At 49.6% G+C, this 12,511-nt stretch carries 7 protein-coding genes; 6 read left to right on the top strand and 1 reads right to left on the bottom strand.

Features of this window, described 5'->3' with window-relative positions:
- Window positions 1–9: 9 nt before the first annotated feature.
- Window positions 10–4,887, bottom strand: a complete 4,878-nt coding sequence (locus QWY82_RS12125) for an NAD-glutamate dehydrogenase (RefSeq protein ID WP_290262661.1) — start codon at window positions 4,885–4,887, stop codon at window positions 10–12.
- A gap of 358 nt (window positions 4,888–5,245) precedes the next feature.
- On the opposite strand from QWY82_RS12125, the gene QWY82_RS12120 reads away from it, so the two are divergent.
- Genes QWY82_RS12120 through QWY82_RS12095 form a run of 6 tightly spaced genes read left to right on the top strand, consistent with a single transcriptional unit; the run spans window position 5,246 to window position 12,493 of the window.
- Window positions 5,246–6,205, top strand: a complete 960-nt coding sequence (locus QWY82_RS12120) for an AAA family ATPase (protein WP_290262659.1) — start codon at window positions 5,246–5,248, stop codon at window positions 6,203–6,205.
- A 2-nt stretch (window positions 6,206–6,207) separates the two neighbouring features.
- Window positions 6,208–7,134 (top strand): DUF58 domain-containing protein, encoded by a 927-nt coding sequence (locus tag QWY82_RS12115; RefSeq protein WP_290262656.1) that lies wholly within the window; start codon window positions 6,208–6,210, stop codon window positions 7,132–7,134.
- On the top strand, window positions 7,127–7,654 hold the full coding sequence (locus QWY82_RS12110; protein WP_290262653.1) for a DUF4381 domain-containing protein: 528 nt from the start codon (window positions 7,127–7,129) through the stop codon (window positions 7,652–7,654). Before QWY82_RS12115 ends, QWY82_RS12110 begins: the two co-directional genes overlap by 8 nt.
- Window positions 7,641–8,690: a vWA domain-containing protein gene (locus QWY82_RS12105; RefSeq protein ID WP_290262649.1), complete on the top strand. Its 1,050-nt coding sequence runs from the start codon at window positions 7,641–7,643 to the stop codon at window positions 8,688–8,690. The genes QWY82_RS12110 and QWY82_RS12105 overlap by 14 nt, the downstream gene beginning before the upstream one ends.
- A complete protein-coding gene (locus tag QWY82_RS12100) occupies window positions 8,683–10,755 on the top strand; it encodes a VWA domain-containing protein (protein ID WP_290262647.1) in 2,073 nt (690 codons plus the stop codon). The genes QWY82_RS12105 and QWY82_RS12100 overlap by 8 nt, the downstream gene beginning before the upstream one ends.
- Window positions 10,756–10,798: 43 nt before the next feature.
- On the top strand, window positions 10,799–12,493 hold the full coding sequence (locus QWY82_RS12095) for a BatD family protein (protein ID WP_290262644.1): 1,695 nt from the start codon (window positions 10,799–10,801) through the stop codon (window positions 12,491–12,493).
- The last annotated feature ends 18 nt before the right edge of the window (window positions 12,494–12,511 follow it).

Genomic DNA, 12,511 nt, shown 5'->3' with positions numbered 1-12,511 from the left:
GATAAAACCTTAGGGTGTATATTGACTAGCCTGGGCCAAATCCAATAACTCGCGAAGCGCTACGGAGAAAATGGCGTAATCAGTACCCGTCGCCCCGCGTAGATCCGCGATCATTGAACGCCAGCGGTTAACTAGCACACTGTGCTTATCCGCCCAAGCAGCGATAGCCTCATCAATAGACTGCTTACCATCGACCGATTTAATCAATGAGATGGTAATGGTACGCAGCTGAAAATCGAGGTCATCCAAGAAGGCTTCGCGCGCCATCGATTGCCAATAATTCTCAACTTTTACATTAGACATCTCCTCGGCAAACCAATCTAAGCCAAGAAAATCACTCACGGTCATTTGAAATTCGGCAACACGTAGGATATCCGTCTCGGCAATAATCGCTGCCTCCACCATACTAAGGCCAGGTGCAACATTTATCGGAATTGCAGCCCTACTCGCCACTGCTTCGGGAACGCCCGCAGCAACCAAGCGTTTAGACTCGCGCAGCCACTGTTTTTTCGGTTCGCCGCGAATCATGCCAGGCAGCGCGCCCACCAAGCGCGTTAAAGACCCGCCAAATAAAGCGACCTCCTGAGCCACGTCCAAATGGGTGCGTCGATTGCGCAAAAACCAGCGTGTAGCACGACGGATTCTACGCATCATACGACTCATAATTTCAAGCTGAATTTGTGCGTCCACCTTAAAGTCTAACGCCTCAATTTCGCGCCAGAAGCTATCGAGTGCATAGATATCGCGCGCTGCAACATAGGCCTTAGCCACATCGGCCGGCTTACTACCGGTGGATTCCATTTGCCGCTGACAGAAATTAATACCCATGATATTGACCATATCATTGGCTAGCTGGGTTGCAATAATTTCACGGCGCAAGCGGTGGTTATAGACCTGCTCGCCATAACGCTTGCAGATTTCCTTAGGGAAAGCGGACTCAACAATTTTGGCGATATATTCGTTATTGGTAATATCCTCGACGGCTAGCTCGTCTTTCAACTGCACCTTGGCATAGGAAACCAAGACAGACAATTCAGGTCGAGTCAGTGATTTGCCCTGCGACTGCCGCTCTACCAACAGATCGTCGGGCGGTAAAAACTCCAGTGCACGGTTGAGACGACCGCTGGCCTCCAAGGCATTAATGAAGCGACGATACTCGCCCACCCGCTGCTTAGATTGATATTGGGCAATACTTAAAGCTTGGGTCTGACGGTAGTTATTGGCGAGTACGAGACTGGCAACATCGTCAGTCATTTCGCCCAGCAATTTATTGCGCTGTTTTTCCGTCAAATTGCCGCTAGACACCACTTCATTTAACAGAATTTTGACGTTCACTTCATGGTCGGAACAATCGACCCCTGCCGAGTTATCAATAAAATCGGTATTACAAGCACCGCCAGATAAACAGAACTCAATACGACCCAATTGGGTCATACCCAAATTCCCACCCTCGCCAAAAATCTTACAGCGTAGGTCTGCCCCGTTTACTCTTAGGCTATCATTGGCTTTATCGCCGACTAGCGCATGGGACTCGGAAGCGGCCTTAACATAGGTGCCAATGCCGCCATTCCAAATCAAATCCACCGGCGCCTTTAATAGCGCATTGATCAGATCCGTTGGCGTTAATTTATCTTCTTTTATCGCGAACGCCTTTTTCATTTCTGGTGAAATGGCGATGGACTTCGCGGAGCGCTCAAAAATGCCACCACCCTTTGAAATCAATTTTTGATCATAATCAGTCCAGCTACTGCGCGGCAGCTCAAACAAACGCTTGCGCTCTTTAAACGTCTTTGCAGCATTAGGGGTTGGATCGATAAATATATGTAAGTGGTTAAAGCCCGCCAGCAAACAAATATGCTCAGACATCAACATGCCATTGCCGAACACATCGCCCGCCATGTCACCAATACCAATCACGCTAAAGTCAGTGGTCTGGCAATTGATGCCCTTTTCCATGAAATGACGTTTAACGCCAACCCATGCGCCTTTGGCTGTGATGCCCATGCCTTTATGGTCATAACCCTGACTGCCGCCCGAGGCAAAGGCATCACCCAGCCAATGCTTGTATTCAAGGGATATACCGTTGGCAATGTCGGAGAAAGTTGCGGTGCCTTTATCGGCCGCCACCACCAAGTAGGGGTCGTCGCCATCATGCCGAACCACTTGTTTGGGTGGCGCGATATTGCCATCAATCAGATTATCGGTGATATCAAGTAGGCCGCGAATAAATATCTTGTAGCATTCGATGCCTTCTTTCTGAATGGCCTCCCTGTCACCACCTCTCGGGCGCTGCTTGGAGACAAAACCACCCTTGGCGCCATTGGGTACGATAACAGCGTTTTTAACTTGCTGGGCTTTTACCAAACCCAAGACTTCGGTACGGTAATCTTGCAATCGATCCGACCACCTTAAACCACCGCGCGCAACCGAACCGCCACGCAAATGAACGCCTTCTATGCGGGGAGAGTAAACAAAAATTTCATACAGCGGGCGAGGCTCTGGTATTTCAGGAATTGTTCTAGGGCTGAATTTGACCGAGATATAATCTTTGATTTGATTATTTTCGTCTAACTGATAGAAGTTTGTCCGTAAGCTGCCATTCAACATATCCAGGTAGCGTCGAATAATACGGTCTTCGTTTAAGTTATCGACGCTGTCAAGACGCGTCAGAATTTGCGCCTCCAAGTCTTTAACCACTTGCATGGCTGCCATCGAGCCATCATTACAAGCAGGGTCAAATTTAGCCTTAAACATGGCCACCAAATTGCGGGTGATGTCCATGTGATTGGCTAAGGTATTGGCAATATAGGTTTGGCTGAAATTGAAAACGGTTTGCTTCATATAACGCGCGTAAATACGTAACACAGCCACTTCACGCCAATGTAAAGAAGCGCCTAGAACCAGCTGATTGAAGCTATCATTCTCATTTTTATCACTCCAAACCGCGGCGAAAGCCTCTTGGAACAAATGGCGCGCAGACTGAATATCAATATCCGCAGGCAAGTCATAGACCAACTCAAAATCATGCATCCAATAATGGTCTTCACCCAAATCAATTCGGTAGGGGTGCTCACCGATCACCCGCATACCCATACGCTCTAAAATAGGGATACCATCGGATAGTTCTAGGGTTTGGTTGCGCTGAAAAACCTTAAACCTGAATGAGTTTTTATCCACACCAACGGGCTGATAGAAGCTCATTCCTAGGCCATCGGGGCCATCGATGGCGCGCATGGTTTCAATATCAAACACCGCAGCGCGCGCATCAAAATGCTCTTTATAGGCACTGGCAAAAGCATGCTGGTAGTTTTTAAAGAGCCGAGCGCCCTTCTCCTCTCCGTGGTTTTCTATCAGAGCTGCATGTAGGTGATCTTCCCAGGTACGGGTAATATCAACAATTTTAGACTGCAATTTTTTAACGTCGTACTCAATTGGTTTGCTCGGATCAACCCGAAAAACTAAATGCGCACGCGCCAAAATGGATTCGGAAAAATAGGTAGTGAACTCACATTCTTTTGCATTGATAGCCTTGCTGATCAATTCCTGGATTCGAACTCGAATAGCGGTGCTAAAAATATCTCTTGGCACATACACCAGCGCATTGACAAACTTACCGTAGGGGTCGCGACGCATAAAGAGTTTCACCCGGTAGCGCTCGCTAATTCGCATCGCACCCACCGCAGTTTCATACAGTTCTGAGCCGCTGCTTTGGAACAACTCATCGCGCGGGAATGTTTCTAAGGTTTGCTTTAGCGCCTTGCAGTCATGGCTTTGCGGGTCCAAATCTGCACGTGCTAATACCTGCTCCACTTTCATACGAATAAGCGGAATTTTGGTGGGGCTCAGGGTGTAAACTGGCGAGGTATAAAGGCCCATAAAGCGACATTCACCCACAACCGCACCAGTCTTGTTATAGCGCTTAACGACGATGTAATCGGAATAGGCATGGCGGTGAACCCTAGATCGAACCGACGACTTGGAGAAAGCCAAAACCTTGGGCGTCAAATGAAAACGCGCCATGCCTGGGTTAAAATCATCAATCACCACGGCACCGGCATCGCTGGAATGACGGCGGAATAAACCCAAACGCTTTTCGGTGATCTCGCGTAATGCCCGTGTCCCCTCTTGATCAAAAAATTCGTATTCCGAATAAGCCATAAAGGTAAAGTGCCCATCGCCCAACCAGCGAACGAACTCGCAGCTTTCCGATAGATCCACCACGTGTTCATTTGGCGGTACGCGGCCAAGCGCCTCAGCCACCTCAGAAACAGCCGCGAGCATGGGCCGATAATCATTTACCACCACATCGACATCCTGCAGAACATCAACCAGGCCATCGGCAATCTCAGCCATCTCCTCGGTATCGGTATGCAGATTCACTTCAAAATAAATCAGCGCCTCTTTGCCATAGTGAATGTCTTTGCGCTTGGGGATAGGTTCATGGCGCGGCACGATTTCTTGCAGTTTTAACGACTTATTGCGCCCTATTTGATGAATGCTGCTGTAGATGCCATGAATAGCGATACCTCTACGGTTGAGCTCCATGCGAATCGAATCCACCAGAAAAGGCATATCACGCTGTAGCACGGCAACAACCGTGTGCGGGCACAACCAGTGATCTTCATCCAGAGTCGGATTAAAAACCCGCACCTTAGCCTTCGGCTCAGCTGGCCTGTCCGCAATCATATTCCACCAGCCATACAGGCTACCGTAGATATCCGCAACCTTGCGCCCTTCCAGCTCCTCTAGGGGATATTGGTCATAGTATTCACAGGCGAAAGCCTTAAATTGCTTCGCTTGTTCGCCGCTCAATCGGTCATCGATTAACGCTGTCAACTGATCCAAAAACGCCTGTTTGTTGTCAGCAGTGACCAAACTTGTATCCACGTCATACTCTCCGAAGAACGCTTTGCGTTCCTTTATGCACCGTAATAAGCACCCAGATTGAGCGCCCGACTTTTATTTGTCTTGCAAATCCACCTACCAAAGCGCGTCTAACCACTAAATTTTGCCCAATGCCAAAGACTGAACTTTTAGTGCTGACTGAGGACTAACAGGCCGTGCCTAGGTGAAAGTTAAAAACATTTCACCAGCCTCGACCAAGCATAGACCACTGAAAGCGTTCTAAGGCCTTGATTAGGCACTGTTTGCCCCCAAATAAGGGTTAGCCGAGCAGTTATAGCGTTAACATTATGTAGCTGTTTTACAGTTGACTAATTTTGAAGTAATAACGAACAACACACCTATGACCACACATTCACAAATACAAGTATTGAAAACCTGGCTAAATAATCAAATCGTTGGCCAGAACGACCTCATTGATCGCTTATTGATCGCACTTTTAGCTGATGGCCACTTACTGGTAGAGGGCGCGCCAGGTCTGGCTAAGACAAAGGCCATCAAACTTTTAGCTAAGGGCATTGAAGGTAGTTTTCACCGCATTCAATTCACCCCAGACCTCCTGCCAGCGGATGTCACAGGCACCGATATCTATCGCGCCGAGACCTCCAGCTTCGAGTTCCAAAAAGGCCCCATATTTCACAATCTGGTGCTCGCCGATGAAATCAACCGAGCCCCGGCAAAAGTTCAGTCTGCGCTGTTAGAGGCAATGGCTGAACGGCAAATCACCGTCGGTAAACACACCTACCCCTTGGCCGACTTATTTCTGGTGATGGCGACCCAAAACCCCATCGAGCAGGAAGGCACCTACCCGTTGCCGGAGGCACAATTAGATCGCTTCCTGCTGCACGTGCGGGTGAGCTACCCAAGCGCGGCGGCCGAAAAAGAAATATTGCGCTTAGTCAGAGAGGAAAATCTCACCCAAGAGGCGGTACCGCCGGCGAAGATTTCACAAACCGATTTGTTGAACGCAAGAAAAAGCCTCTTGCAAATTCACCTCGCGGAAAGCGTAGAAGACTATATCGTGCATTTAATCGACGCCACCCGGCACCCTATCAACTACGATGCAAAGTTGGCCCAATGGCTGGAATATGGTGCCAGCCCGCGGGCAACCTTGGCGCTCGAGCGCTCAGCGCGCGCACTCGCTTGGCTCGATGGCAGAGATTTTGTAACCCCCGCCGATGTTCAAGCGCTCGCGCCTGATGTTCTCCGGCATAGACTGATTCTCACCTTCGAAGCTGAGGCCAGCGGCGTCACCATAGATCAGGTTATCGAGCATTTACTCGACGTGGTGCCAGCAGCCTGATCATGGACGCACTTCAGCCCAAAGGAGCCTATAGCGAGCTGAGTCAATTACTGATGGCAAGGTTCATCAGTAAAGACCTACGCATTCCCGCCCGCAGGCGCAGCCAAAGCAGCCTTGCCGGTGCAAGCCGCACGAAATTTCGCGGCCGCGGGATGGAATTCGCCGAAGTTCGCCAGTATCAGCCCGGCGACGACGTTCGCTCCATTGACTGGCGAGTAACAGCCCGCACCCAAACGCCCTTCACCAAGCTTTACAGCGAAGAGCGAGAGAAGCCGACGTTTTTTCTCATCGACCAACGGGCCAGCATGTTTTTTGGCAGCACGCTGTGTTTTAAATCCGTGTTTAGCGCACAGCTCGCCAGCACCTTAGGCTGGACGGCGGCTGAATCTGGCGACCGCATTGGCGGTATGATTGCACATCAAAGCGGCGTAGAAGACATTCGACCTAAAGGCTCGCAGCACGCCATGCTGACCCTAATCAATCGCCTACATGCCCGCAATCAAGCCTTATCGTCACCCGTCGCAGGCGCCGATGAAAAAAGCCTGTCGGCACTGCTAAGCGATTGTCGACGAGCACTAAAGCCCGGTAGCACTCTAGTCATTATTAGCGACTTTGCCGACTGGAATGACGAGTGCCATAAATTGGTTACTCTGCTTGCGCGGCACAACGACCTGCTATTTTTTCATATTTACGATCGCCTCGAACAACAACTGCCCAACAATAGTCAGCTTGGTATAAATAACGGCCGAGAACTGGTGCAACTTGACCCAGCCAAAACCCAAGCTCTGGCGCACTGCTTCCAGCAACGGCAAGCGTCGATTGAAAAAAGCGCACAGGGGCTGGGTGTTGGCTATCACTTGCTAGAGTGCAGCACAGCACTAACACCTTGGCTACAAAAGCATTTTGGCAAGCTAAAAAGGCGTGGATAATATTGCCGACATGAACGAAAAACTATTACCACTGAAAGATTTTCACCTGCCGCCCGAACCCGGCATTTGGCCTTTGGCGCCGGGCTGGTGGGCATTGTTGGCGCTGCTACTGCTTAGCAGCGCGCTACTAGTGTGGCTCAGACATCGGCATCGACAAAAAGCGAGACGAGACTATCGCAAAGAAGCCAAGCTGCGATTAGCGACGCTCATCGACACTTATCGCCAAGACAATAATCTGCAAGGACTATCCATGCAGGTAAACCAACTACTGAAACAGATCTGCTTAAGCGCCATCAGCCCAAAGGCCGCACGACTGATCGATGACGCCTGGGTTGAATTTTTAAACCAACAGCTGAACCCATCCAGTACCTCACTTCAACACAACACCCATATTTTTTTAGTGAAGCAACCTTATACAACTAACGCTTTGCTAACACCTGATCAAACAGACAGCAGCCTTGCAGACATAAAAAATTGGCTAGAACAACATCGCGGAGAACTTCTCAATGTTGACCTTTGAGTGGCCCGCATTATTCTGGTTACTTCCCCTGCCGCTACTGTTTCGGCTCATACCCGGCCAGCGCAAAACAACCGTTGATGCCGTCTTCGTGCCCGCCAGTTTTACCGGTAGCCAAGAACAGCGACAATATCAACGTGGCAATGAGCACAGCCGCTGGAGCCTTGCGACACTTTTAGCCATCATGTGGCTCGGCACGATCACCGCAGCCGCAAATCCTCGCTGGCAAGGCGATGCCATCGAGCTACCTAGCAACGGACGAGATTTATTGTTAGCGGTAGACATTTCCGGCTCGATGGAAACGCCGGATATGTTTTATCAAGGTCAATCCATCAATCGACTACAAGCGGTAAAAGCAGTAGTGTCTGAATTTGTTGAGCGCCGCGTTGGCGATAGATTAGGCCTCATACTGTTCGGCACCAACGCCTATCTTCAAGCACCACTCACTTTCGATCGCGCCACCGTGGGCCAACTATTATCCGAAGCACAACTAGGTTTTGCCGGTGAAAAAACCGCCATTGGCGATGCGATTGGTTTAGCCATCAAACGCCTCAGGAACAGGCCAGAAGCTTCGCGCCTGCTCATATTGTTAACGGACGGCGCAAACACTGCAGGCAACGTCAGCCCTCAACAAGCCGCTACCCTTGCAGCCGCCGCCAACGTCAAAATTTACACCATCGGGCTTGGCTCGGAAGAAATGAATATTCCCGGCTTATTAGGTTCAAATTTTGGCGCCAGAACCGTAAACCCGTCGCTTGATTTAGACGAAAAATCACTGGAGCAAATAGCGTCGGCCACGGGCGGCAGATACTTTCGGGCCAGAAACCCAGAAGAACTACAAAACATCTATGCTTTACTCGATGAACTCGAGCCGTCAGAACAAGACAGCGAAGTGTTTAGACCGCAAAGATCACTGTTCTATTTACCCTTAGCCCTCGCGTTATTGGCGAGCGTTATCGCCTTTATAACCGCTCACGCTTCGGCCGTCAAAAGAAGGCCCGCTAACGAACTACACTCAGAGCCAGAGCACCGTGATTGAATTTTTAGAAAATTTCCATTTTATTCGACCAGAATGGCTCTTCGCGCTTTTTCCCCTAGCGCTTGTAGTTGCGCTCGTGCGCGCCAGATCCAAAGTCTCAAATGGTTGGCAGGCTTTTATCGCACCGGAACTTTTGGCCCATTTAACAATACACAAACCCTCAGATACACAAAACAAGCTATGGCTACCCCTACTTCTCGGCTGGCTAGTGGCTGTTATAGGCCTAGCAGGCCCTGCGTGGGAAAAGGCGCCCGCACCGGTTTACCAAAGTGAGGCCGCCACCATTTATATCCTCGACTTATCCCCTTCTATGCTGGCAGAAGATATAAAACCGAATCGAGAAACCCGGGCAAAGCAGAAAATCATCGACGCCTTAAATCTACAGAAAGATGGCTTAAAAGCATTAATCGCCTACTCCGGCGAAGCCCATCTCGTCACGCCACTGACCGATGACGCCCGCACCATTTCGAGCTTAGTTCCCGCTTTGTCGCCACGAATCATGCCGCTTACCGGTAGTAATATAGAAATGGCCATCCAATTAGCGCTCGACACCTTGCAGCAAGGTAATATTCAAAACGGTCAACTCTTACTATTTACCGATGGCATTGATCCCAGTGCGGAATCCACTGTCACTTCGCTGTTGAAAAACCAGCGTTTTCCTCTACATATTATTTCCATGGGCGATGAAGGCGGTGCCCCCATTCCCATCGGCCAAGAGGGTTTCGCGAAAGACCGGCAAGGCAATATTATTATCGCCAAGAACGACAGAGCGCTACTGCGCAAACTCGCACAAAAAACCCAAGGCAGCTATTCGGATATCGCGCTAACAGACCAAGATATTAATTTTCTAACCGAGGCAAAGCCACAAGCCAGTAGCACAGTAGAAGGAAAAGATCGGGACTTTGATCAATGGCAAGACAACGGCTACTGGCTGGCTTGGCTGCTGTTACCTTTTGTCGCCTATAGCTTTCGACGCGGCAGTGTTTTTTCCTTCGTGCTCGCCTCCCCGTGCTTATTATTTTTATTATTCAGTTTAAGCGCTGGCAGCCCACCAGCCTATGCCAGCGAAACAGATCAAGAAAACTCAAACGGCGCGCAGGAAGTAGACTCTCTTGCCTGGCAAAATATTTGGTTGAATAAAAACCAACAAGGCTTGGCATCTTATAAAGACAATCAAGGACAAAAGGCAGCGTCCGAATTTACCGACCCACGCTGGAAGGCCGCCGCTCTCTATCAAGCACAAGACTTCGAACGTGCAACCGAGCTGCTAAAGTCCATCAACAATACCGCTGAAGTAGCATCCCCAGACGACCTCTATAACCAAGGTAATGCACTGGCGCAAGCTGGGCAACTGCAAGCCGCCTTAGAGAGTTACGATCAGGCACTGGCATTAAAGCCAGACATGGAGGATGCCATTTACAATAAGAAAATCGTTGAAGAATTGCTCAAGCGGCAAGACCAAGACCAAGACCAAGACCAAGACCAAGACCAAGACCAAGACCAAGACCAAGACCAAGACAAGTCTGGTTCGGGTGAAAAGAATAGCCAAGATGACGCGGGTAAAGAGAGTGATGGTGAACAATCGCCTGAGGAAAATGCCAACCAGTCGCAGGCTGAACCCACCAACTCCGACGCTGAGCAAAACGACAAGAGTAATCAAAGCGAAGCAACGGAAGACAGCGAGCAAAATCCGTCTGACGACGTGCAAAAAAATCAATCGCAAGAAGATAGCAGCGAACTAGCTGACCACGCCGAAAGCGACAACCCCGCTGAAGCTAATCAGAAACCCGAAACAGACCCAACCGACAGCAACCCAACTGCGGCTAACAGCTTAACGAACGAGCTAGAAGAAGAACAAGCAGATCAGGGGCAAGTGGCTATTGATGCCTTTGACCATTTAAGCGGCGAAGAAAAAGAGGCAATGGAACAGTGGCTACGCCAGGTGAATGACGACCCCTCTGGGCTTTTAAAGCGAAAGTTTGAGTACCAGTACCGCCAAAGGCGTGAAGCCATTAAAGAAGGTGAATGGTCGCCACCAGAAAACGACGCTCACACTCGTTGGTAGCTAATAACTAACATTACTAAATAGAGTTAATTGGATAGTAAAGATGTTAATACGGTCAATTTTTACGTTGGTTACTGTGTTGTTTTTCTGCTCAGCTCAAGCTAGTTATGCAGCCAGCATTTCAACCAGCGTCGATAGAGCGCGCATTAGCATGGATGAAACTGTTGTTTTATCCATCAGGGTTTCACCCCAAGCCAATACCACCCCGAATTTCAGCGAATTAGAGACTCAGTTCGATATTCTAAACCGCAGCCAAAATAGCCAATACAGAAACATTAACGGACAAGTCACGGCCTTTACCGAGTGGCAGTTAACCCTAGCACCAAAGTCCACCGGTAAGCTCGTTATTCCTTCGATTCAATATGAGCAGGAGTTTAGCGATGCCATTATCTTAGAAGTAGCAGAAACTGATGACACACAAAGCGGTTTAACACCCGATATCTTTCTCGACATACAAGCCGAAAAATCCGAACCCTATGTGCAAGAACAAGTCATTATCACGGTCAAATTACACACCGCCATCCCGCTTAGAGTAGATGATGCGCCCGCACTCAATATCCCTAACGCCTTATTATTACCATTGAAAGATAGTCAGTACCAAAAGCGTATTGGCGATAAAGTCTACTCCGTCTCCGAATTGCGCTACGCCCTGTTCCCGCAAATGAGTGGCGAACTTGAAATTCCTATTCAAACCTTCACCGTCACCATGCGTGCCAACAGTAACTTCAGCAACCCGCTGAACTATGGCCAGACTGAAACCAAGCGAATTCGCAGCAGGCCGGTTATGTTGTCCGTGAAGCCTCAAGCAAAAGGCTACCAAGGTGAGCAATGGCTGCCAGCGAGCAAACTAGAAATTAGTGAGCAATGGTCTAGCGACACGCAAGACTGGACTTTAGGCGAGCCAATAACACGCAAGATTACCCTCAAAGCAACGGGCTTGAGCGCCAATCAGATTCCCAGTTTATCGCTTGCAGAGAGTCAAAGCTTTAAGCAGTACCGTGAAAAGCCCGAGTCCTCAGACACACAAGATGCCAGAGGGCTCAGCACCACAATAACCGAATCAATCGCCATTGTTCCCACTCAAGAGGGCGCAACCCAACTACCGGAAGTAAAACTGTATTGGTGGGATACGCAGTCCAATACCCAAAAAATTGCGCTGCTCCCAGCTCGCAACATCAACATCAAAGCCAATCCACAGCTACCCGCACCGAAAACGCCTATCCTAGCGACGCAACCCAGTTCGGATGCGACAGAGCAAACAATCCCCGACACAACTCCGGCTACCCTTGAGGGCGTTCACGCAACCGTCATTTGGCAAATTCTGACTGCTCTACTTGTGGCAACTAACTTAAGCTTAGCCGCGCTCGTCTGGCACCTATGGCGGCGTAGCCGGCCCAAGCTACATCTGCCCGCACCCGACGCCTCAGCGCCGCAATCGAGGCTTCAGGAGCTGGATAAATTTTTCTCGCAACCTCTCAACAGGGCAAGTGCCGCCTATTTTTTACGCGCGTTTAATCGCCACTTTCCCAAGCAAGCCATTGACGCCATGGCCGACCAATCGCTCGCAACCGAGCTCAAGCATGCGATACAACAATTAAACGCCTACACTTACGGCGACAAGCCGCACTACGAAGGCGATTTACCTACCCTTCAGTCGCTGGTGCGCCAGGCGACCCAACAACCCAATAAAAGCAGCGCTCTGCCAACTCCCTTGCTAACGGGTTTATATCCAGATTAAATACAGGAAAATAATATA

The organism is Simiduia curdlanivorans, from assembly GCF_030409605.1.
Taxonomy (GTDB): Bacteria; Pseudomonadota; Gammaproteobacteria; order Pseudomonadales; family Cellvibrionaceae; genus Simiduia; species Simiduia curdlanivorans.
Note: the sequence above shows the minus strand (reverse complement) of the source record. Positions and strands in the feature narration are given on the sequence as shown.

Bases quoted from the DNA above. Each gene is read 5' to 3' on its own strand.
- QWY82_RS12120 (WP_290262659.1), top strand. From the start codon at position 5,246: ATGACCACACATTCACAAATACAAGTATTGAAAACCTGGCTAAATAAT.
- QWY82_RS12115 (WP_290262656.1), top strand. From the start codon at position 6,208: ATGGACGCACTTCAGCCCAAAGGAGCCTATAGCGAGCTGAGTCAATTA.
- QWY82_RS12105 (WP_290262649.1), top strand. From the start codon at position 7,641: ATGTTGACCTTTGAGTGGCCCGCATTATTCTGGTTACTTCCCCTGCCG.
- QWY82_RS12095 (WP_290262644.1), top strand. From the start codon at position 10,799: ATGTTAATACGGTCAATTTTTACGTTGGTTACTGTGTTGTTTTTCTGC.